This window comes from Blastomonas ursincola (assembly GCF_013607875.1).
Lineage (GTDB): Bacteria > Pseudomonadota > Alphaproteobacteria > Sphingomonadales > Sphingomonadaceae > Blastomonas > Blastomonas ursincola.
Window position 1 is genome coordinate 304,256 of record NZ_VDES01000002.1, and the last position, 20,471, is coordinate 324,726.

A 20,471-nucleotide genomic window follows, 5' to 3' on the forward strand; every position below is an offset into this window, starting at 1 on the left:
TAACGCTTGGCATGAGCTTCATCCCCCGCACCTTCGTTGCCGCCGCCGCGCTGGCTTTGTCTTCGCTCTCGATCGCCTGCAACGCGCAGAGCGCGCCGCCGGCCGAGACCTCCGCCACCGCGCCGCTGGGCAAGGGGGTGGTCTCCTCGGCCGATCCGCGCGCGACCGCTGCCGGGCAGGAGATTCTGCGCAAGGGCGGGTCTGCTGCCGATGCGGCCATGGCGATGATGCTCGCGCTGACCGTGGTCGAGCCGCAAAGCTCCGGGATCGGCGGCGGCGGGCTGCTGCTCCACCATGATGCGGCAACGGGCACGCTTGCGACCATCGACGGGCGCGAGATGGCCCCGGCCTCGGCGAGCGAGAAGCTGCTGCTCGGCGCGGATGGCAAGCCGCTGCCGTTCATCGAGGCGTTTCAGGGTGGGCGCAGCGTCGGCGTGCCGGGCAATATCCGGCTGATGGCGATGGCGCACCAGAAATGGGGCAAGCTGCCATGGGCCGATCTGTTTGGCCCGGCGATCCGGCTGGCGGAAGAGGGCTTTGTCGTCAACGATGCGCTGGCCCGGGCTCTCGCCCGGCTCGCGCCGATCTGGGCGCGCTTCCCCGATGCGCGCGCGATCTACTGGAACGCGACCGGTCCCAAGAAGGTCGGCGACCGCGTCACCAACCCGGCGCTCGCTGAGCTGCTGCGCGCGGTGGCGACGAACGGTCCCGATGCCTTCTACACCGGCAAGCACGGCCAGGCGCTGGCCGACGCGGTGAGCAAGGCCAGCGTCAATCCCGTACCCATGACCATGGCCGACCTTGCCGCCTACAAGGCGAAGGAGCGCCCGCCGGTCTGCTCGCGCTATCGCGGCTACAAGGTCTGCGGCATGGGCCCGCCCTCGTCTGGCGCGACCACGGTGCAGCAGATCCTGGGCATGCTCGAGCCGCACGATATCGGCGCGCTGGGGCCGAACGATGCGAAGACCTGGCACCTGATCGGCGAGGCGATGCAGCTCGCCTATGCCGACCGCGAAAGCTATCTGGGCGATGCGGACTTCGTCTCGGTCCCGGTCAACGGCCTGCTCGACCCGGCCTATGTGAAATCGCGCGCGGCGCTGATCGATCCCGACAAGGCACTGAACACATATGAGGCGGGCACCCCGCCGGGCTCTGAGCCGCGCACCGCCGCATTGTCGAGCGAAGTCGCGGGCACCACGCATTTTGTCGCGGTCGATGGTGCGGGCAATATCGTCAGCATGACCTCGACGGTCGAAGGCCCGTTCGGCAGCCAGCTGATCGCCAACGGCTATTTCCTCAACAACGAGCTGACCGATTTCACCTTCGCGCCCGAGAAGAACGGCAAGAAGGTTGCCAACCGGGTGCAGCCGGGCAAGCGCCCGCTGTCCTCGATGTCGCCGCATATCGTCTATGACGCTCAGGATCGCCCGGTGCTCGCGGTCGGCTCGGCTGGCGGCAAGCGCATCATCATGCACGTTACCAAGGCATTGATCGGGGTGATCGATTTCAAGCTGCCCGCCGGTGAGGCGCTGGCGCTGCCCAATATCTATTTCGGCAACGGTTCGCTGATCGTCGAGGGCAAGACGCCCTTGGGCGGCATGAACGAGGCGCTCGCCGCGTTCGGCCAGCCCGTCGTGGTCGACGAGCTCGGATCGAAGCTCAATGCCGCTGAGTTCACCGGCAAGGGCTGGACCGGCTATGCCGATCCGCGCAGCCCGGGCGTCGCGCTCGCCGAGTAAGGCGCGCTTTCGACCAAGGCGGCGCGGGCTTCGACCAGCACAAGGCCGCGGGGCAGACAGGCGGGTCATCGCAGGTTAAGACTGCGTGTGATGAAACTTCCTGTTCCCCGCGCCATAACCCGCCCGGCCCGCCCCCGTGTCGATCAGCAGGTCGCCCTGCTCTCGATCCTGGGCTTCTGGCTGTTCTACATGATCATCGTCACGCTGCGCGCGGCGGTGCTCGATTTCCCCGCGCAGCAGGAACTGGTAGTGCGCCGCATTGCGGTCACCTTGTTCGGCGTGCTCGTGAATGTGGTGCTGTATTTCGGCCTGCGCTGGTTCGAGGACAAGCCGCTCACCCCGCGCATCATCGCCGCGGTGGTCGGATCAATCCCGGCGGCGCTCGCCATCTCGGTGTTCAACTATTTCGCGTTCAACGTCTATGATCCGATGAGCGTGTTCCAGGACAATGAGCTGGCCGAGAAGATCGTCACGCTCGATCCGGTCGCCAACGTGCTCGAATTCGCCATTTCCAGCTATTATTTCCTGAGCTCCTGGGCGATGCTCTATCTCGCCTTGAGCTATGCCGCCGAGGTGCGCACAGCCGAGCGCAAGGCGGCGCGTTTCGCTCAGGCGGCGCAGCAGGCGGAGCTGCGGTCCCTGCGCTATCAGGTCAATCCGCACTTCCTGTTCAACACGCTCAATTCGCTCTCGACTCTGGTGCTGCGCAACCGGCCCGACGAGGCCGAATCGATGATCATGAACCTCTCGACCTTCTATCGCACCAGCCTGACCGGCGATCCGCTCGACGACGTGCGGCTGGAGGACGAGGTTCAGCTGCAGCAGCTCTATCTCGCGATCGAGGAGGTGCGCTTTCCTGATCGCCTGCGGATCGAGATCGATATTCCGGGTGAACTGATGGACTGCTGCGTGCCGGGGCTGATCCTGCAGCCTTTGGTCGAGAACGCGATCAAATACGGCGTCGCCCGCGCCACCCGTCCGGTCACCATCCGCATCGGCGCACGCGAGGTCGATGGCGTGCTGCACCTGACGGTCAGCGACGATGGCGATGTCATCCCGACCGATTCGGACAAGGGCAGCGGCATCGGGCTCGCCAATGTCCGCGACCGGCTCGACGCGCGCTATGGCAGCTCGGCACGGATCGAATGGCATGTCCCGTTTGAAGGAGGCTTTGTGGTGGAATTGACCTTGCCGGCGGTGCGCGATGACTGTTGAGAGCGACGCCGCCCCGCTGCGCACGATGATCGTCGACGACGAGCCGCTCGCGGTCGAACGGTTGCAGCTGCTGTGCGCGCGGCTGCCGCGGATCAGCCTGGTCGGCACTGCGAGCGATGGGGAATCCGCGCTGCGGCTTGCCGAACAGCTCAAGCCCGAGCTGGTGTTTCTCGACATCAACATGCCGCGGCTCGACGGCATGGGCGTCGCGCGCGCGCTGGGCAAGACCGGGCAGTCGCCCGCGATCATCTTCGTCACCGCCTATCAGGCGTTCGCGGTCGAGGCGTTCGACCTCGCCGCGATCGACTATCTGCTCAAGCCCGTCGCCACCGACCGGCTTGAACGCGCGGTCGCGCGCGTGCTCGAACGGCGCAGCGCGGTGCTCGCCAACCCGCCCGCTACTCCGCCCGCGCAGGGCGACTGGGTGCGCGAATTCTGGGTGCCGCACCGTAGCGAACTCAAGCGTATCGACGCGGACCTGATCGAGCGGATCGATGCCGAGCGCGATTACATGCGGCTGCATGTCGGCACGCGCAGCTATCTGATGCACGAGACGATCAAGACGCTCGAGGAACGGCTCGACCCGGCGCGCTTCGTCCGCCTCCACCGCTCGCACATCGTGCGCAACGATTATATCACGTCGCTCCGCCACAATGGCGGCGGCGTGTGGTTCGCGTGTCTCGCCGATGGCAGCGAGCTGAGGGTGGGGCGGACGTATCTGGCCCGGGTGAAGGAAATGGCGGGGCGCTAGGGTGACTGGCTCTCTCCCCCCTGGGGGAGAGATGCGAAGGCTTGGCAGCTCGCTGGCTAGCCGTAGCTGAGAGGGGCGTGGCGAGGCGCATTCCCCCTCCCAACCCTCGCCCCTAAAGGGGAGAGGGCTATCCGGCTGCACCAACTCACCCCCCGCACAAAACTCCCCTCCCTGAAAGGGAGGGGCAGGGGGTGGGTCAGCCACGCCTCATGGTCTGAACAGCCCCGGCGAGCACCGCCCAAACCCACCCCTAACCCCTCCCTTGCAGGGAGGGGAACGCGCTTGGTCTTACCGTGGGTGTCCGGCCTTCGATTCGTCTCGCCAAAGCACCCATTCGCCAACTCCGCTCATCCTGAGCAGCGGGCTTCAGCCCGCGTCGTCGAAGGACCCGCGCCCACGCCGGCCGTATAGCGGGGCCTTCGACAAGCTCAGGCTGAGCGGAGGAGTGGCAGCTAAGGAGCAGAGATGGACGAAAACTACTGTGCAAAAAAGACCCCGAAGCAGATGATTACCTTTGCTGTACCTCTGCTTCAGTCCACCAGCGCAAGCCGCGAACGCCTTTGCTGCCTCGCAGGATACGCTCGACGGCATCCCCAAGTCGCTCAACAGCTTGCTGCGTCGGTATGCGCTTGAGCCACTTCCGTACATACGGCTTTGATGGCTCGATAAAGCACAAGAAGCCGTCCTCATATTCCGGATACGAACCACAGCCGATCCAGAGCGGGAATGGATCGTGACGCAATCTGACCGACCATCCCCAGTCCTCCAAAATTAGGTCTTCGACCTCAAATCCGACACTGGGCAGCATGGATTTCAACAGGTCTGCAACCTTTTTACCTTGTGGCAAGTCAGAGCTGATTTGAGCATCAAAGAGATCATCTGATCGGAATTCTAAGTGGGTTCGCATAGCGGCAAGCTAAACAGCTTCCCGGTACAAATCCACCCAATGCCGTCATCAGCTGCCTACGGAAAACCCATTAAAAGCGGAAACTCGAAACCCCGCCCGGCCCCGCTCACCCGATCTCCAGCACCATCCCCGGCCGGAGCATCGGCAGCAGCGCCTGCATATCCGCCCGCGCGATCGCCACGCACCCTTCGGTGCTGCGCTCCGCCGCCGGCTTGGCCTCGTTCCACAAATGGAAGAAGATCGCGCTGCCCTCGCCGGGCACCGGGGGCGCGTCGTTATGGCCGAGCACCAGCACCACGTCGTAGAGCATGTCCTCGCGCTGGAGGGTTTCGGTGCTGAACGGGTGCGGCAGGCGGACGGGGCGGTTGTACGCCGGGTCGGCGGGGTCGTCGGACCAGCCGTCCGCAGCATGCGTCCAGCGCCAGGGCAGCGCGAAGCCCGGCGGAGGGGCGCTGCGGCCGGGGCGGAACAGCGCGGCGCGGATCGGCCAGCTGCCCTTGGGTGTGCAGCCATCGCCCTCGCGCTTGGCGTCGGCGGAGCAGGCGCCGCTGCGGCCGATGGTGCACGGCACGGTCCAGTCGCTTAAGCTGACGGTCAGCGCTGCCGTATCGACGCGGACGGTGTCGTTCACAGCTGGTGGCCGGTGCGGTCGCGCTTGGTGACCAGATAGCGCGCATTGTGCGGATTGGCCTCGATCTGCAGCGGCAGCCGCTCGGCAATCTCGACGCCCAGGCTGGCGAGCACCGCCTGCTTTTCGGGATTGTTGGTCATCAGCCGGATGGCGGGCACGCGCAGCGCCTTCAGCATCTCAGCCGCCACCGCGAAATCGCGCGCATCGGTGGGGAAGCCCAGCCGGTTGTTGGCATCGACCGTGTCATGCCCCTGGTCCTGCAGCTGATAGGCGCGCAGCTTGTTGATCAGCCCGATGCCGCGCCCTTCCTGGCGCAGATAGAGCAGGATGCCCCAGCGCGCGTGCGCCATCGCATGCAGCGCGCCGTTGAGCTGCGGCCCGCAATCGCATTTGAGGCTGCCGAACACGTCGCCGGTCAGGCACTCGCTGTGCAGCCGCACGACCGGGATGCTGTCATCGGGCGTGCCGACGATCAGCGCGACATGCTCGTGGAAATCGGCGTCGGAGCGGAAGGCGACGATCTCGGCGCTTTCGCTGGCGCTCACCGGCAGCCGCGCGCGCGCGGCGATGCGCAGCTGCGCCGGGTCGGCATAGGCGGCGACATCGGCGGGGGTGACGACAGGCGCGTCGAAATCGACCTCGCCATCGTCCAGCAAGTGATAGGCGGGCAGCAATCCCGCGAGCCGCGCGAGCTGCATCGCGGCTTCGGCGGCTTGCGGTGCGGGCAGGGGCTGGGCTGCAAACGGCCCCTTCATCGGCTGCGCAAGATCGAGCGAGGGATCGGCAATCGCGATCGCGCGGGCGCTGTCGAGCGCGCCGGGCACCGCGATCAGCACCGGCGCATCGGGGCGCGCGGCCTCTTTCTGGTTGGCGAGCTTGAGCGTGATCGCGCGCGCGGCGGAGATCAGCAGCTTGCGGCCCGTGCCCAGCGGCGCGCCACCGGTTTCGACCGGGCGCAGCGCGAGCCTGCCGGTTTCGCTCTCGACGATGATATCCCAGCCCCGGGCCAGCGCATCGAGCGCCCGGGCCGCAGCACGCGCGTTCATCGCGCCTGTCCCCCCGAAGCGCCTGGCATCAGAACAGGAACTCGCTGATCAGTGGGGCATGGTCCGAAGGCTGCGCCCAGCCGCGGCACGGCTCGACCACGCGGTGGCTCTTCACCGCCTCGACCAGATCGGGCGACACCCAGATATGGTCGAGCCGGCGGCCCTTGTCCGAGACCGACCAGTCGCGCGCGCGATAGCTCCACCAGGTGTAGAGCCGCTCGGGTGCGGGATAGAACTTCCGGCCGATATCGACCCAATTGTGCGCATCCTGCAGCGCCTTCAGCCGCTCGATCTCGATCGCGGTATGGCTGACGGTGTTGATCAGCTGCTTGTGGCTCCACACGTCCGATTCGAGCGGAGCGATGTTGAAATCGCCCAGGATGATCGTGCGCCCGTCGAGCCCGCGCGACCATTGCGTCATGCGTTCGAGGAAATCGAGCTTCTGGCCGAATTTGGGGTTGAGATCGCGGTCGGGAATCTCGCCGCCGGCGGGCACATAGACATTTTCCAGCCGCACCGTGCCGCCCAGGGGCCCGGTGATGCTCACCCCGATATGCCGCGCCTCGCCATTGGCCTGCCAGTCGAGCCGGTTGTCGTCGCTGAGCCGCATCTTGCTGATGATCGCTACGCCATGGTGCATCGGCTGGCCGTGAAGCTTCTGGAAATTATACCCGAGCTGGCGGAAGGGGCCTTCGGGAAAGTCGTTGTTGATGACCTTGGTTTCCTGAAGGCACAGGATGTCGGGCTGCTCTTCGGCCAGGAACCGCTGCACCGAGGCGAGCCGGAAACGGACCGAGTTGATGTTCCACGAAGCGATTTTGAGAGGGGCAGCCATGGGCAAGGCTCTAGCCAGCGATTCCTTCTAACCCAAGCCCTAAACGTTAGGCAGGCCGCAAAAAACCCTCGTCCCGGGGGCATTGGAACGAGGGTTCTTTGTTGCGTTCGTCACGCTTGGGTGAAGCCGGTGGTTCGACCAGGTAACAGGGGGAAACCTCGTCGCCGTCTTCGAAAACCGTTCTAACGGGAGAAGGCTTTCTCCCATGTGAACGGATTTGAGAATCTTTCGCAGTTCGTCGATGGCGCGCGTCGGTTCGTCAGGGGTCGAGTGCGATTTTCTCCAAAGACCTTCGTCATTCCCGCGAACGCGGGAATCCCGCTTTTGCTGTGCTGGTGAAAGACAAGCGGGACCCCCGCCTCCGCGGGGGTGACGAGAAAGGATGCACGATCGAAAGCCCTCCCCCTTGATGGGGTAGGGTGGGTTAGGGATGATGGTGCGGGATGAAGCCATAGGGTCAACGGGCGCAAAGGCTGCGTCCGGACGCGCCCTCACCCCCACCGCTGCGACTAGGCTCCTTTGTCGCCAAGTCTCGCTGCCTTCCCCCATCAAGGGGGAGGAGTGCTTAGTTCAGCGAGGCGACGCGCTCAGCTTGCGGGTCGATCAGCGTCGCGGGCCCTTGGCGCGGGGGTCGGTCCAGGCGAAGGCGGTGTCTGCCACGGCGACATTGTACTGCTGGCCCGAGAGGCGGATGGTCGTCCGCTTGTTCTGCGAATCGAGCGCGACCCAGCCGACCAGCGACAGCCCGCCCGGCGCGGAGCCGCTGCGGGTGAAGATCAGCGTGATGACGCCGTATTCGGGGCGCTTGGGATCGCGCACCTCGACGCTGACGACATTGGGGTCGCCCGTCGGCACCACCTTGCCGTACCGGGTGAGATCGCGGCTGGGATCGAGCAGCGCGCCGAGCGGCGAGTTGCGAATCGGCCAGCGCTGGACCTGTTTGACCTGATAGTCGATCATGGTGAGCGCGCGGCCGTCGCTGACGATCAGCAGCTGCGCGTCCTTCTGATATTCGAAGCGGATCTTGCCCGGCTGCTTGAGGGTCAGCGTGCCGGTGAGCGTCTGACCGCTGCGGTCGGTCTGGGTGAAGTTCGCGCGCAGCGACTGCATCGCCTTGAGATGCCGCGAAACCTGCGCAAGCTCGTCGCCCTGGGTGGCGGTCTGGCCGATCGCGGCGCTGGGCAGGGCGGCAGGCATGCCAAAAGCCGCGCTGGCGAGCAGCACGGCGGCAATCGGTTTGAAAGAGGTCTTCAGCATCGGGATTAGGCTTCCATAAAGCGGAAAATACGCCGAAACCCCTGGTCCGTTGCGATTGAACCGGCGCTGAATCGCCGGTTCATCGCGGACGGACCGACAAGATCACTTGATCTTGGCTTCCTTGAACTCGACGTGCTTGCGCGCGACGGGGTCATACTTGCGGAAGGTCATCTTCTCGGTGATGTTGCGCGGATTCTTCTTGGTGACATAGAAGAAGCCGGTGCCTTCGGTGCTGACCAGGCGGATCTTGACAGTGGCTGGCTTGGCCATGACCTGTTCCTTTGGGTTAGAAATCGGATGCAGGAAACGGCGGATGCCGGGGCCTGCTGAGAATCACAAACACAAAGAGCGGCACATGCGGCCGCCCTTCAAACGCGAAGGCGGCCCATGCCGGATGGCCGCTGGCTTGTCAAGCTGCGCCGCATATCGCGGACCCGTTGCGGGCACGCAAAGGCGCTTACCCGAAAATTAACTGATGCGTGCGAACCTTGTGCAAGACCGGCCGAATGCAGGCCGGTGCCTTGCAGGAGCGGATCGCCATGCAGCAGTTTTCGCCTTCGGACCCCGCGCAGGACCGGCTGAAGCTCGCGCGCCAGCAACTGCGCATGCAGGCCGGGCATATCCGTGCGCTCGCCCGCCGCGTCGCACGCACCGAACTGCAGCGCGAGCTGGGCAAGATGCGGCACATGGCAGAGGTCAATGCGCTGCCTTGCGTGAGCGATCTAGCGCACGGCCTTGAGCATCTGCTTGCGCAAGGCTGGAGCCGGACGATGGCCGCACATTATCTCGATGCGATGGACGAGGCGATCGCCTGCGATTCGGGCGATGGCGAGATGCGCGCGGCGATGCTGGCCTCGATTGCGGTGCGCGGCGTGCGCTGATTGGCGCTAACGTCGGCAGGGATGGAAGCCTTTCTCACCACATTGCTGCTGACCGCGATCGTTCAGACGGGCGACCGCGCGCAACTGCTGTGCGCCGCTCTGGGCCAGCGCTTTGCCCGGCCCGTGCTGCTGACGATCGGCGTCGCGCTGGCCTGCGGGCTGATGGCGCTGATCGGCGCACTGGGCGGCGTCGTGGTCGGAACCTGGATAAGCCTCGATGCGCTTCGGCTGTTCTATGCGCTGTCGCTGCTCTTTGCCGGGCTCGGCATGCTCGCTCCACGGCGGCCGGTCGATACGCTGCCGGGATGGCGTACGGGGCCGCTGCTCACCGGAATGCTCGGCCTGTTTATCCTGCAGTTCGGCGACAAGGGGCAGTTCATCGTCGCGGCGACCGCCGCGCGCAGCCATGACTGGGTCTGGCCGCTAATCGGTGGCTGGGCAGGGACGGTGCTGGGACTCATGCCCGCGATCATCTGGCAGGAGCGGCTTGCCGCCTGGCCCATCCGCCCGGCGCGGATCGCTGCCGGGCTAGTCATCACCGCCATCGGGCTTGCGCTCGCGCTCGGCGCCTTCGGGCTGGTGTGAGCCAAACACCCGCTGCATCGGCGCGAACCGACAAATCGCCATGGGAATCGCGCAAAACCAACCTATGTTAGCCGCATCCGCAGCAAGAACAGGAGCACGTCATGGGAAACAAGAAGGGCGACAATGCCGGCAAGGCACTGGCCGAAGCGATGAACGGCCTGCTGGCCGATGGCTTTGCGCTGTACCTCAAGACCAAGAATTTCCACTGGCATGTCGCGGGTCCGCATTTCCGCGAATATCACCTGCTGCTCGACGATCAGGCGACGCAGATCCTCGCCATTACCGACGCGATTGCCGAGCGCGTGCGCAAGAACGGATTCCGCACGCTGACCTCGATCGGCGATATCGCGCGCCGCAGCTCGATTGCCGACAATGACAAGTCGGGCGTGTCGGCCGAAGCGATGCTCAAGGAGCTGCGCGACGACAATCTCGCCTTTGTCGCCAAGCTGCGCGAGGTCAAGGAACTCGCCGGACAGGCCGGGGACAATGCCACTGACGGAATCGTCGACGACTGGACCGATCAGGCGCAGGAACGTGCCTGGTTTCTCACCGAAACGCTCGGCAAGTAATCGTCCGCACGATTACTCAACGGCCCCGGACCCCCTCATTCTGGGGGGTCGGGGCCGTTTTCATGCCGTTTCTGTAACAAAATGTGTCAAAGCGGCAACAGATCGCCACAATCGGAACGCACTTCAACGGCCTGCGTTGCCTTTCGTTCCGCTCCAGCTAATTTCCCCGATCAACAAAACGTTGATCAGGGGAAATTCATGACCTTCAAGACCTCCCACCTTCACAAGGCAATTCTGGGCGGAACCGCGGCAACGGCGATGGCCGTCGCGCTGGCTTCCGCTCCGGCGCTCGCCATTGTTCCGAACAACAACCAGACCCCGACGCAGATTATCGACAATGCGGGCGGCGTGAACGGCGTTGGCATGTTCTTCCGCAACGACGGCTTTGTCTGCACCGGCACGCTGATCAATCCGCGCACCGTGCTGTTCGCCGCGCACTGCGTCAACGATCGCCTCGCGACCGATTACAGCAGCATCGACGGCACCGTTCCGGCGGCCTTCTCGTTCAATGTCGACGCGCGCCCCGGTTTCCAGAACTGGGCCGCCAATGCTTTCCGTTCGAATTCCGCGCTGAACGTGTTCAACATCAGCCAGATCCAGTACGATCCGCGCTCGCTGCTCAACCCGCAGGCGCTCGGCTTCCTTGAAGCCGATATCGCGCTGGCGACGCTCGATACGCCGGCTGCCCGCATCCCCACCTGGGCGCTGCTGTTCTCGCCGCTTCCGACCCCGACCACGATCGATCCGGCTCGCGGCACCGGCTATCACGTCACCATCACCGGCTATGGCCGCTCGGGCAACGGCACCGCAGGCGCGACGCAGGGTGTCGACTTCCGCCGCCGTGCTGCGGAAAACATGCTGGGCGCGCTCGCCTCGCTCGACGACCGCAACGACTTCCTGTTCGGTCCCGCCGCGCCCGGAACGCCGCCGCTCGGCCAGAACCTCTACAATCTGGACTTTGACGATCCGCGTCGCGGCACTGCTGGTGCCAATCAGTTCGACATCAACATCCACCGCGACGATGCGCTTCCCGGCGAAGGCACCACCGCAGGTGGCGACTCGGGCGGTCCGCTGATCCTCACCGCATCGCGCAACACGCTGTCGACCAAGAACCTGCAGATCGGCGTGCTGTCGGGCGGCAGCCGCTTCTTCGGCCCGCAGGCGTTCAGCAGCTATGGCACGACCAGCTTCTACCAGCCGCTCTATCTCTATTGGGATTATATCGCTGCGACCAACCCCTATCGCTATGTCACCGCAGCCGCCGGCAACGGCAACTGGGAAGACGCCAGCCGCTGGGTGACGACGCTCGACCCCAACTACAACATCATCAATGCCAGCGGCCAGGTGGTCAACGGCATCCCGACCGGTCTGGGCCTCGGCATTGCCGGCGGTGATCCCGATTTCGGCCAGGTCTGCATCCAGGGCCTGGGCCTCAACGAGTGCCGTGATCTGGCGACCCGCCGCGACTTCACGCCGCCCGCTCGCACCACCGATGGTGCAGCGGTGGTCTCGGGCATCGGCCGCGCCGACCTCAACGGTCAGCTGAGCGGCGGTGCAGAACAGGTGGCGCTGAACACCACGGTCGGCACCGAGGCTGCTGCGGCAACCCCCGCCGCTGCCGCCACCGCGACCGAGGCTGCCCCGGCAGCGGCCGCGACCACGCTGACCCGCGCGGACATGATCAACTCGCTGAGCACGGGCGACAATGCTGTGGCCGGCCTGCAGAACCAGCTCGCAACGGCTGATCTCGGCACGCCGCTGAGCGCAGCCGCGAGCGCCGAAAGCCTGGCCGCGCTGCAGAAGCTGGCCGAAGAAGCCCAGCGCAACGGCAGCGGCATCTTCCGCACCGGACCGCTGCCCACCGCGACGCTGGCCAACGGTCTGCCGGGTGCGACCAATTTCGTGCCCAACAACATCAACCCCAACAACCGCACGGGCGTGGCCGGTCGCTATTTCGACGTGACCCTGAGCGCCGCCGGCACCACCACGCTGTCGAGCGTCGTCACTATCGACCGCCTGACCGTGGCCAACACCGCCGGTCTCACCATCGCTGCTGCGGGCAACCTCTCCAGCCTGATCGACGTCACCCAGACGGGTGGCACCGTCAACGTCAACGGTCGCCTGCGCTCGGTGGGTGACTACACGCTTGCGGCTGGCCTGCTGACCGGCACCGGCACCATCCAGGCGCCGTTCGTCACCAGCATCATGGGCACGATCGCGCCGGGCGGCGTCGGCAGCATCGGCACGCTGACCATCGACGGCAGCGCCGTGCTGTCCTCGGCGACGCAGTTTGCGGTCGATGTCGGCAACGGCGTGTCGGATCGCCTGGCGATCACCGGCGCAGCCAGCCTGGGTGGCCGCGTGATCGTCTCGCCGGTGTCCGGCTACACGATCAAGAATGGCGACACCTACCGCATCGTCACAACGGGCGGCGCGATCACGGCGGCGTTCAACTCCGCCGCTCCGATCAGCGCCATCCTGACGCCGGTGCTGACCACCAGCGCCAATGCCGTCGACATGCGCATCACCGCAGGTCTGTACCGCAACGTGATCGCCAGCGGTTCGGCCGTGCAGCGCTCCTATGCGGGCATTCTGGACAGCAACCGCAGCGCCGAGCGCACCTTCGCCGACGTCTATCTGCGCACCGACCTGATGTCGGCCGCCCAGATCCAGGCGACGTTCGAGCAGCTGGCTCCGTTCACCGAATCGGCCCGTCTGAACATCGGTGAAGCCATGCTGTCGGCCAGCTCGCGCTTCCACCGCACCCGCATGCAGTCGGCTCTGTCCGGCAACATGGGCGGCACGATCGCGATGATCGGCCAGCCGATGGGCATCGCCGCCACTGCCACCAACGGCATGGCGCTTCCGGGCGCGATGGCTGCGGCTGCCGCTGCACAGGATGGCCAGGAAGCTGCCGTGACCGATTCGACCTCGCTCGACAGCAGCTTTGCGCTGTATCTGGGCGGCGGTTACATCAACGGCAAGTCCACGGCGATGCCGACGGCGCTGACCACCGGTCGTCGCGACTTCTTCGACGGCTATTTCATCACCGGCGGTTTCGAATATCTGCCGCGCGATGGCGTGGTGCTCGGTATCTCGGGCAGCTATTCGGACGTCGATGCCAATGTCGTTCGCGGCCAGAGCGTAGCGGGCGAACTGCTGGAAGGCAGCATCTATGGCGCGGTCACCACGCCGGGCGGCCTGATCGTCGATGGCCGCATCAGCGCTGGCCGCTTCTCGGTCGATACGGCCCGTTCGGTGCTGGTCGGTCCCACCGTTTTCAACCTGGGAACCAGCGACGACAGCCTGGCACTGACGGCGGAACTGGGCCTGTCCAAGGCCTATGAGACCAAGACGATCGTCTTCACGCCGCGCATCGCCGCACAGTACCAGTATATCAACTATGGTGACGTGCGCGAAATCGGTGGCGGTCCCGCTCTGGACATCGACCGCGACAAGTTCGACAGCCTGCAGATCCGCGTCGGCGCATCGGCCAGTGCCAAGAAGACCGCGGTGTTCCGTCCGTACATCTATGCCGACTATGTCTATGATGTGCTGGAAGGCGACCGCTTCTTCGGTGCCAATTTCGCCGGAAGCACCACGGGCCGCTTCCCCTTCGCCTATCGTTCGGACGACCGGACCTGGGCCGAGGCGGGCGTCGGTCTGACCATCTCGCAGCCGACCTTCGATTTCACCGCGTCGATCGACACCACGGTGGGTCGCCAGGACTTCCAGGCGCAGCAATACTCGCTCTCGGCGCTGGTCCGCTTCTAAGCACCAGCCTGGGCGCAAGCCTCAACAAAAGCCCGTCAGCCGAAAGGCTGGCGGGTTTTTCGTAGGCAACGCGTCAAGCCGAGGCGACCGGAATTGCGGCAATTGTGTCTGGTGGTCACGGGATTTTCGGCGTGCAGGATGGCCACTTTCAGGGCCTTGTTGCTGCTCTTGTGGCGTCCGAAATTGGGGTGGGAAGCGGCCAATACAATTGCTATTCGCGTGTCTCGACCACATGAAGCGTGAACACTGATCCGGAAACATCCAGAGAACAACCCCAAGTCCGAGCCGCGCCAGACACTGCCGCCGGTCTCATTCGCATCAAATCTCCATAAGCAGGCTTAAGTTCGGGAAACATCGCTGCGATCGGTTCGAGCAAGAAACCAGTGTAGTTGCTACTTCTATCTTGGAACACTTTCGTGCTCCCTTTGTGAGACATTATGTATGTATAAAGGGGCATCGATTGCCTCGCCCTGGCTGCCATTATTGTACGATGAAGATACTGGTTTGATCATGGTCCGCAATGGGGTCGATTGCTGAATGGCAGCTTTTCTTCAAAAAGGCGCAGAAGCGGCTATCACTCGACCGCTCAGCCTGAGCTTGTCGAAGGCCCCGCGTCATGGGAACTGCGCAAGTCAACGTCATCCTGAACTCGTGTCAGGACCCATTATGCCCCAAAAGCCGAAAGTTGCTTGGGGAGAAATGGACCCTGAAACAAGTTCAGGGTGACGGACGATGGTAACGCTCTTCGCGGAGCATGGCCTTTGACGAGCGAGCCTCGCCCTCGCCCCACCACCTTACTGAAAACTGGCCCTCAGCCCGTCGATCACGAACTGCGCCGCCAGCGCGGCCAGCAGCACGCCGAGCAGGCGCGTGATCACGGCTTCGGCCTTGGCGCCGAGCAGCTTCATCAGCGGGCCTGCGGTCAGCAGCGCGACCAGGGTCAGCAGCAGCACCGCAAGCAGCGCGGCCAGGATGGTCAGTGCGCGGTCGAGCCCGGTATTTTGCGAGACCAGCAGCATCACCGAGGCAATCGAGCCGGGACCGGCGATCATCGGCATCGCCATCGGGAAGATCGAGACATCCTCGATCTCGGGCGTCTCCATCACCTTCTGCGCGCGCTGTTCGCGGCGTTCGGTGCGCTTTTCGAACACCATGTCGAGCGCGATCAGGAACAGCATGATGCCGCCCGCGATGCGGAAGCTGTTGAGTTCGATATGCAGCGCAGAGAGCAGCACCTCGCCGAACAGCGCGAAGACCAGCAGGATGCCGCCTGCGACGATCACCGCACGGAACGCCATGCTGCGCCGCTGCTGCGCGTTCGCGCCGGTGGTCATGCTGGCATAGATCGGCGCGCAGCCGGGCGGGTCGATCACCACGAACAGGGTGACGAAGGCGGAAACGAAAAGCTCGATCATGCGGCCTCCGCCGGAACGTCATCGCGCACCACGGTGTCGAAACCGGTGCCGTTCCACAATTCGATGCTGATCGTGCGGCTGCCATCGGCGCGCACGTCCCAGCGCCAGACCATCGTGCCATCGGCCGATGCGCGCGCGCCGCTGGTCGCCGGGGTCGCCGGTTTCTCTCCCTTTGGCGGCGGGCCGAACGGAATGGCGCCGAGTGCCGCCTTGGGGTTGCCTGTGCACACGGCGGTGCGCGAGGAGATCATCTCGTCGCCTGTGCGCGGTGCCGCCAGCGATGCGCCATGGTCGAGCACCCATTTCCAGTCGGGCTTCTTGGCGCGCGGCTTTTCCAGATTCTGCCAGACGGTGGTGTAATAGCCGACAGCGCCGCCGGGAAATTGCGAGGCCCCGGTCGAGGCGCCGGTGCGCCCGTCGCACGCCATGAACAGCTTTTGCGGCTGCCATTTCACCGCTTGTGCCGGATCGGCGCGGCCCTTGAGCCAGGCCTGTGCGAGCACCGGCTTGGGCACGAACATCAGCGCATCGTCCGATGCCGTTTCGCGGAACGCCGTCCACTGGCCCTTGTCCTGCGCCAGACGGGCAAAGGCGATCTCGGAGACGAGCACCGCGCTCGAATTGGCATAGGATTGCCCCGGAGGCCCCGGCGGCGGCCCGCGCCGATCCTCGCGCGGCGGCGGCCCGGACTGGGCATGCGCGATCGGGGTGCAGAGGGTGAGCAGCGCGAGGCTCGCGGCGGCCAAGCGCATCACAGCCCCTCCGGATCGCTCAGCCCTGTGCGGCGGTGCGCGGCGACGAGCGTATTGCGCAGCAGGCAGGCGATGGTCATCGGGCCGACACCGCCGGGCACCGGGGTGATCGCGCCGGCCACGGCAGCGCATTCGTCATAGGCGCAGTCGCCGACCAGCTTGGTCTTGCCGGGCTCGGCACCGGGAACCCGATTGATGCCGACATCGATGACTGTCGCGCCCGGCTTGATCCAGTCGCCGCGGACCATCTCTGCGCGGCCCACGGCAGCGACGACGATATCGGCGAGCCGCACGATGGCGGGCAGGTCCTTGGTGCGGCTGTGCGCGATGGTCACGGTGCAGCTCTGCTGGAGAAGGAGTTGTGCCATCGGCTTGCCGACGATGTTCGACCGCCCGATCACCACCGCGTGCAGCCCGGAAAGGTCGCCCAGCACATCCTGCAGCAGCATCAGCGAGCCGAGCGGCGTGCAGGGCACCAGCGCCTCTTCGCCGACCGCGAGCCGCCCTGCGTTGACGACATGAAAGCCGTCGACATCCTTGGCCGGATCAATCGCCGCCAGCACCGCCTTGTCGTCGATATGGTCCGGCAGCGGCAGCTGCACAAGAATGCCGTCGACATTGTCGTCCGCGTTGAGCGCGGCGACCAGGTCTAGCAGGTCCTGCTGGCTGGTTTCGGCGGGCAGGCGATGCTCGAAGCTTTGCATTCCGGCCTCGAGCGTCGCCTTGTGCTTGGAGCGAACATAGACCTGGCTCGCCGGGTCTTCGCCCACCAGCACCACGGCCAGGCCGGGCGCGCGGCCCGCCTGTTCGACAAAGCTGGGGACACGCGCGGCAAGACGCGCGCGCAAATCGGCCGCAAAGGCCTTTCCATCGATGATTTTGGCGCTGATCCGGGCTGTCATGCCCTCGGCCCTAGCGGCAAATGGCCGTCAATGCCACAGCCGAGCGCGGAAATGTGCGCTTTAGGCGAACTGTTCCCAGAGCCTGGGGATGATCGAGTTGCGCAGGATCATCACGATCAGGATCACCACCATCGGCGCCAGATCGATCATGCCGAGATCGGGCATGATCTTGCGCACCGGCCGATAGAGCGGCTCGGTGATCCGATGCAGCGATTCGACCAGCTGGCGAACCAGATCGTTCTGCATGCTGACGACGTTGAACGCGATCAGCCAGGACAGCACGATCTGGATGATGATGAACCAGGTCACCACCTGCAGGATGATATCCAGGATTTCGAGCACGATCTGCATGGGTCTCTCGCTATGGGCTTGTCGGAGATCTTGGGCCGGATATCTAGGACGATCCGGGGTGTATTACAAGACTAAAACGGTTACGCGCGGATCAGCGTGCCGGCCCCGCGCGAGGTGAAGATTTCGAGCAGCATCGCATGCGGCACGCGGCCGTCGAGCACCACCGCCGCATCGACTCCCTGTTCGACCGCATGGACGCAGGTCTCCAGCTTGGGGATCATGCCGCCGGTGATCGTGCCATCGGCGCGCAGCGCGGCAATGTCCTGCGGCGTGAGATCGGTGAGCAGCTGCTTGACCTTGTCGAGCACGCCCGCGACATCGGTGAGCAGGAACAGCCGCGATGCACCGAGCGCCGCCGCGACCGCGCCTGCCATGGTGTCGGCGTTGATATTGTAGGTCTGGCCGTCCGGCCCGACGCCGATCGGCGAGACCACGGGAATCATGCCCGCATCCGAAATGGTCTTGAGCACGGTGCAGTCGATCGCTTCGGGCTCGCCGACGAAACCGAGGTCGATCGCGCGCTCGATATTGCTGTCGGGGTCGCGCATCGTGCGCTCGACCTTGGACGCGCGGACAAAACCGGCGTCCTTGCCGCTGATGCCGATCGCCTTGCCGCCGGCGGCCGCGATCCAGGTCACCAGTTCCTTGTTGATCGCGCCCAGCACCATCTCGGCGACATTGGCAGTCTCGCTGTCGGTGACGCGCAGCCCGTCGATGAATTCGGACACCACGCCCAGCCGCTTGAGCATCGCGCCGATCTGCGGCCCGCCGCCGTGCACCACCACCGGGTTGATGCCCACCGCCTTCAGCAGCACGATGTCCTCGGCAAAATCGCGCGCCAGCTCGGGATCGCCCATCGCATGGCCGCCATATTTGACGACGAAGCTCTTGCCGGCATAGCGCTGCATGAACGGCAGCGCCTCGGTCAGCGTCTCTGCCTTGGCGAGCAGCGCGGGATCGTGAATGGTATCGCTCATGCGTCGAGCCTTTTGCCCAGCCGGACGAAGAACACAATCAGGAACGGCACCAGCGCGACCGAAAGCGCGACCTTGGCGACCATCTGGCCGACCAGCAGCTGGCCGATCGGGAACACGCCGTAAAAGGCGATGGTGACGAAGATCAGCGTGTCGACGATCTGCGAGAGCGCCGAGGCGATCACCCCGCGCACTGCGAGGAACCGGCCCGGCATGTTCTGCAGCTTGGAAAAGATATAGACGTTGAGAAACTGCGAGACGCCATAGGCGCACACCCCTGCGGCCCAGATCCGCCCCGTCGCGCCCAGGATCAGCTGGATGGCCTTGGCGTTCTCTTCCGCCATGTCGGGTGAGGGCGGCAGCGACCAGACGATCCACGACAGCAGCATCGAGAAGAGCAGCGGCACGAAGCCGAACTTCACCAGGCTGTTCGCCGTATCGCGCCCGTGCAGTTCGGCGATCGCGCTCGACACCACGACCAGCAGCAGAAAGGCGAAGATGCCCGCCTCGACCGCCAGCGGACCGATCGCCACCTGCTTGTTGCCGAGCACGCCCGCCAGGCATACCATGCCGCCATAGAAGACGGAGAGCACGAACAGCGAGCGGGGAATGCCGGGCGTTCCGGCAGGAGGAGAGGTCGTCATGGGCCTTGCGGTAACGGCTTTTTGGGCCGGGGGGAAGAGGCGGTCTTGCGCCGCCGAGGTCACTGCTTCACAATCGCCGCATGGCAGACTTTTCCGATGCGCTCAGCGAAAAACACCGCGCCTTCATCGCGCGCCAGCCGATCTTCTTCGTCGCGACCGCGGCCGATGGGGCGCGGATCAACCTGAGCCCCAAGGGCTATGATGCGTTTCGCGTGCTCAGCGACAAGCGCGTCGCCTATCTCGACCTCGGCGGATCGGGCAACGAGACGCACGCGCATCTGGTCGCCGATGGCCGCATCACCATCATGTTCTGCGCGTTCGAGAATCCGGCGCTGATCCTGCGTATCTATGGGCGCGGCCGCCCGGTGCTGCCGCAGGATGCGGAGTGGGACGAGCTTGCCGCGCATTTCACCCTGATGCCCGGAACCCGGCAGATTTTCGACATCAGCGTCGATAGCGTGCAGACCAGCTGCGGCTGGGGCGTGCCGGTCATGCAGATGGAACGCGAGCGCGAGACGCTGAAGAAGGCGCACCGGCAGATGGAGCCCGAGGCCTGGCTCGCCAGGACCGCGGGGCGCACCCGCTCGATCGACGGCCTGCCGACCACCCCGACCACGCGCTATTTCACCGATGCCCCGGAATTGACCGAACGGGCGGCGGATCGGGCGTGAGTCTCAAGGCGATTGCCGAATATAGCGACCGGATCGAGGCGGAGATGGCGCGGCTGGCGCTCGCCGCCGAGGGGATCGACGCGCATGTCTTCGATGGCGGCATGGCAGGCCTTGGCCTGGGCTTCATGACGCCCGCGCGCCTGATGGTGCTGCCCGAGGATGCCGCCGAGGCGCGCATCGTGCTCGAAAAGCACGGCCAGGCCTGATCTTTGCACCAAAGCCCGATTGCATGGGCCCGCCGGTTTTGATAATCGCGCAGCCATGATCACACCGCCCGAAACCGTCCGCACCACCTCTGCCCGTGTCGCCTGCGATGGCGCCAGCGATATTCGCGGTGGCGCAGCGCTGGGTCATCCGCGGGTCTGGCTACAGATCGACGAAAAGGGCTATGTCGAATGCGGCTATTGCGACCGCCGCTTCGTGCTGATCGGCGGCCCGGCGGACGCGCAGGAAGCCGCCTGATTCGCCAAGGCGCTCCGGCGTCCCGCGAATTTCCTTGCTATTTCGCGGGCTTTCCACCATATGCCGCTCCAAGCAGCGCGCCTTGGCACGGGAATCCTTCCCAATGCCCC

At 65.1% G+C, this 20,471-nt stretch carries 22 protein-coding genes; 10 read left to right on the top strand and 12 right to left on the bottom strand.

Annotated features, from left to right (window positions below; translation table 11 throughout):
- Positions 1-11 precede the first annotated feature (11 nt).
- The 3 genes from ggt to FG486_RS07515 all read left to right on the top strand — a co-directional run bounded on the left by ggt (position 12) and on the right by FG486_RS07515 (position 3,705).
- Positions 12-1,739, top strand: a complete 1,728-nt coding sequence (gene ggt, locus FG486_RS07505; protein WP_181267102.1) for a gamma-glutamyltransferase — start codon at positions 12-14, stop codon at positions 1,737-1,739.
- 90 nt (positions 1,740-1,829) lie between these two features.
- Entirely contained in the window at positions 1,830-2,954 is a 1,125-nt protein-coding gene (locus FG486_RS07510) for a sensor histidine kinase (RefSeq protein ID WP_181267103.1), read from the top strand.
- Positions 2,944-3,705 carry a LytR/AlgR family response regulator transcription factor gene (locus FG486_RS07515; protein ID WP_241695656.1) on the top strand — a complete coding sequence of 254 codons (762 nt, stop codon included), beginning with the start codon at positions 2,944-2,946 and terminating at the stop codon, positions 3,703-3,705. Before FG486_RS07510 ends, FG486_RS07515 begins: the two co-directional genes overlap by 11 nt.
- 508 nt (positions 3,706-4,213) lie before the next feature.
- Here the strand turns inward: FG486_RS07515 and FG486_RS07520 are convergent.
- From FG486_RS07520 to rpmG, 6 genes are all read right to left on the bottom strand, one after another.
- Entirely contained in the window at positions 4,214-4,522 is a 309-nt protein-coding gene (locus FG486_RS07520) for a hypothetical protein (RefSeq protein ID WP_181267104.1), read from the bottom strand.
- A 196-nt stretch (positions 4,523-4,718) separates the two neighbouring features.
- Positions 4,719-5,243 carry a L,D-transpeptidase family protein gene (locus tag FG486_RS07525; protein ID WP_181267105.1) on the bottom strand — a complete coding sequence of 175 codons (525 nt, stop codon included), beginning with the start codon at positions 5,241-5,243 and terminating at the stop codon, positions 4,719-4,721.
- Positions 5,240-6,289 carry a GTP cyclohydrolase II gene (gene ribA, locus FG486_RS07530; protein ID WP_181267106.1) on the bottom strand — a complete coding sequence of 350 codons (1,050 nt, stop codon included), beginning with the start codon at positions 6,287-6,289 and terminating at the stop codon, positions 5,240-5,242. Before ribA ends, FG486_RS07525 begins: the two co-directional genes overlap by 4 nt.
- A gap of 28 nt (positions 6,290-6,317) precedes the next feature.
- A complete protein-coding gene (locus tag FG486_RS07535; protein WP_181267107.1) occupies positions 6,318-7,124 on the bottom strand; it encodes an exodeoxyribonuclease III in 807 nt (268 codons plus the stop codon).
- 603 nt (positions 7,125-7,727) lie between these two features.
- A complete protein-coding gene (locus FG486_RS07540) occupies positions 7,728-8,381 on the bottom strand; it encodes a LolA family protein (RefSeq protein ID WP_181267108.1) in 654 nt (217 codons plus the stop codon).
- Between the two features lie 102 nt (positions 8,382-8,483).
- Positions 8,484-8,651, bottom strand: coding sequence for a 50S ribosomal protein L33 (gene rpmG / locus FG486_RS07545; RefSeq protein ID WP_023839125.1), 168 nt, complete (start codon positions 8,649-8,651; stop codon positions 8,484-8,486).
- A gap of 269 nt (positions 8,652-8,920) precedes the next feature.
- Between rpmG and FG486_RS07550 the strand changes: the two genes are divergently transcribed.
- From FG486_RS07550 to FG486_RS07565, 4 genes are all read left to right on the top strand, one after another.
- Positions 8,921-9,262, top strand: a complete 342-nt coding sequence (locus FG486_RS07550; protein WP_137860425.1) for a hypothetical protein — start codon at positions 8,921-8,923, stop codon at positions 9,260-9,262.
- 21 nt (positions 9,263-9,283) lie between these two features.
- Positions 9,284-9,847, top strand: coding sequence for a TMEM165/GDT1 family protein (locus FG486_RS07555; RefSeq protein ID WP_066282780.1), 564 nt, complete (start codon positions 9,284-9,286; stop codon positions 9,845-9,847).
- A gap of 101 nt (positions 9,848-9,948) precedes the next feature.
- Positions 9,949-10,416 (top strand): Dps family protein, encoded by a 468-nt coding sequence (locus FG486_RS07560; protein ID WP_066282774.1) that lies wholly within the window; start codon positions 9,949-9,951, stop codon positions 10,414-10,416.
- A 198-nt stretch (positions 10,417-10,614) separates the two neighbouring features.
- Positions 10,615-14,190: an autotransporter domain-containing protein gene (locus tag FG486_RS07565; RefSeq protein WP_181267109.1), complete on the top strand. Its 3,576-nt coding sequence runs from the start codon at positions 10,615-10,617 to the stop codon at positions 14,188-14,190.
- Positions 14,191-14,984: 794 nt separating this feature from the next.
- Here FG486_RS07565 and FG486_RS07570 read toward each other — a convergent pair.
- The 6 genes from FG486_RS07570 to FG486_RS07595 all read right to left on the bottom strand — a co-directional run bounded on the left by FG486_RS07570 (position 14,985) and on the right by FG486_RS07595 (position 19,228).
- Positions 14,985-15,605, bottom strand: coding sequence for a MarC family protein (locus FG486_RS07570; protein WP_181267110.1), 621 nt, complete (start codon positions 15,603-15,605; stop codon positions 14,985-14,987).
- Positions 15,602-16,357: a hypothetical protein gene (locus FG486_RS07575; protein ID WP_181267111.1), complete on the bottom strand. Its 756-nt coding sequence runs from the start codon at positions 16,355-16,357 to the stop codon at positions 15,602-15,604. Before FG486_RS07575 ends, FG486_RS07570 begins: the two co-directional genes overlap by 4 nt.
- Positions 16,357-17,259, bottom strand: a complete 903-nt coding sequence (gene folD / locus FG486_RS07580; RefSeq protein ID WP_181267112.1) for a bifunctional methylenetetrahydrofolate dehydrogenase/methenyltetrahydrofolate cyclohydrolase FolD — start codon at positions 17,257-17,259, stop codon at positions 16,357-16,359. The genes FG486_RS07575 and folD overlap by 1 nt, the downstream gene beginning before the upstream one ends.
- A 60-nt stretch (positions 17,260-17,319) precedes the next feature.
- Positions 17,320-17,610, bottom strand: a complete 291-nt coding sequence (locus FG486_RS07585) for a YggT family protein (RefSeq protein ID WP_066276473.1) — start codon at positions 17,608-17,610, stop codon at positions 17,320-17,322.
- Positions 17,611-17,690: 80 nt separating this feature from the next.
- Positions 17,691-18,587, bottom strand: coding sequence for an acetylglutamate kinase (argB, locus tag FG486_RS07590; protein ID WP_181267113.1), 897 nt, complete (start codon positions 18,585-18,587; stop codon positions 17,691-17,693).
- Complete coding sequence (locus FG486_RS07595; RefSeq protein WP_066276480.1) at positions 18,584-19,228, bottom strand: queuosine precursor transporter; 645 nt, start codon at positions 19,226-19,228, stop codon at positions 18,584-18,586. The genes argB and FG486_RS07595 overlap by 4 nt, the downstream gene beginning before the upstream one ends.
- Before the next feature lie 80 nt (positions 19,229-19,308).
- On the opposite strand from FG486_RS07595, the gene FG486_RS07600 reads away from it, so the two are divergent.
- From FG486_RS07600 to FG486_RS07610, 3 genes are read left to right on the top strand one after another with little or no spacing between them, the layout of a single operon-like run.
- Complete coding sequence (locus tag FG486_RS07600) at positions 19,309-19,899, top strand: pyridoxamine 5'-phosphate oxidase family protein (RefSeq protein WP_181267114.1); 591 nt, start codon at positions 19,309-19,311, stop codon at positions 19,897-19,899.
- Positions 19,896-20,105, top strand: coding sequence for a putative signal transducing protein (locus tag FG486_RS18355; protein ID WP_181267115.1), 210 nt, complete (start codon positions 19,896-19,898; stop codon positions 20,103-20,105). The genes FG486_RS07600 and FG486_RS18355 overlap by 4 nt, the downstream gene beginning before the upstream one ends.
- A 55-nt stretch (positions 20,106-20,160) precedes the next feature.
- Positions 20,161-20,361: a zinc-finger domain-containing protein gene (locus FG486_RS07610; RefSeq protein WP_066276497.1), complete on the top strand. Its 201-nt coding sequence runs from the start codon at positions 20,161-20,163 to the stop codon at positions 20,359-20,361.
- Positions 20,362-20,471 lie beyond the last annotated feature (110 nt).

Coding starts and splice junctions, on each gene's coding strand:
- FG486_RS07560 (WP_066282774.1), top strand. CDS start 9,949: ATGGGAAACAAGAAGGGCGACAATGCCGGCAAGGCACTGGCCGAAGCG.
- rpmG (WP_023839125.1), bottom strand. CDS start 8,651: ATGGCCAAGCCAGCCACTGTCAAGATCCGCCTGGTCAGCACCGAAGGC.
- FG486_RS07570 (WP_181267110.1), bottom strand. CDS start 15,605: ATGATCGAGCTTTTCGTTTCCGCCTTCGTCACCCTGTTCGTGGTGATC.
- FG486_RS07575 (WP_181267111.1), bottom strand. CDS start 16,357: ATGCGCTTGGCCGCCGCGAGCCTCGCGCTGCTCACCCTCTGCACCCCG.
- argB (WP_181267113.1), bottom strand. CDS start 18,587: ATGAGCGATACCATTCACGATCCCGCGCTGCTCGCCAAGGCAGAGACG.
- FG486_RS07540 (WP_181267108.1), bottom strand. CDS start 8,381: ATGCTGAAGACCTCTTTCAAACCGATTGCCGCCGTGCTGCTCGCCAGC.
- folD (WP_181267112.1), bottom strand. CDS start 17,259: ATGACAGCCCGGATCAGCGCCAAAATCATCGATGGAAAGGCCTTTGCG.
- FG486_RS07610 (WP_066276497.1), top strand. CDS start 20,161: ATGATCACACCGCCCGAAACCGTCCGCACCACCTCTGCCCGTGTCGCC.
- FG486_RS07565 (WP_181267109.1), top strand. CDS start 10,615: ATGACCTTCAAGACCTCCCACCTTCACAAGGCAATTCTGGGCGGAACC.
- FG486_RS07600 (WP_181267114.1), top strand. CDS start 19,309: ATGGCAGACTTTTCCGATGCGCTCAGCGAAAAACACCGCGCCTTCATC.
- FG486_RS07555 (WP_066282780.1), top strand. CDS start 9,284: ATGGAAGCCTTTCTCACCACATTGCTGCTGACCGCGATCGTTCAGACG.
- FG486_RS07515 (WP_241695656.1), top strand. CDS start 2,944: ATGACTGTTGAGAGCGACGCCGCCCCGCTGCGCACGATGATCGTCGAC.
- FG486_RS07595 (WP_066276480.1), bottom strand. CDS start 19,228: ATGACGACCTCTCCTCCTGCCGGAACGCCCGGCATTCCCCGCTCGCTG.
- ribA (WP_181267106.1), bottom strand. CDS start 6,289: ATGAACGCGCGTGCTGCGGCCCGGGCGCTCGATGCGCTGGCCCGGGGC.
- FG486_RS07510 (WP_181267103.1), top strand. CDS start 1,830: ATGAAACTTCCTGTTCCCCGCGCCATAACCCGCCCGGCCCGCCCCCGT.
- FG486_RS07550 (WP_137860425.1), top strand. CDS start 8,921: ATGCAGCAGTTTTCGCCTTCGGACCCCGCGCAGGACCGGCTGAAGCTC.
- FG486_RS07535 (WP_181267107.1), bottom strand. CDS start 7,124: ATGGCTGCCCCTCTCAAAATCGCTTCGTGGAACATCAACTCGGTCCGT.
- ggt (WP_181267102.1), top strand. CDS start 12: ATGAGCTTCATCCCCCGCACCTTCGTTGCCGCCGCCGCGCTGGCTTTG.
- FG486_RS07585 (WP_066276473.1), bottom strand. CDS start 17,610: ATGCAGATCGTGCTCGAAATCCTGGATATCATCCTGCAGGTGGTGACC.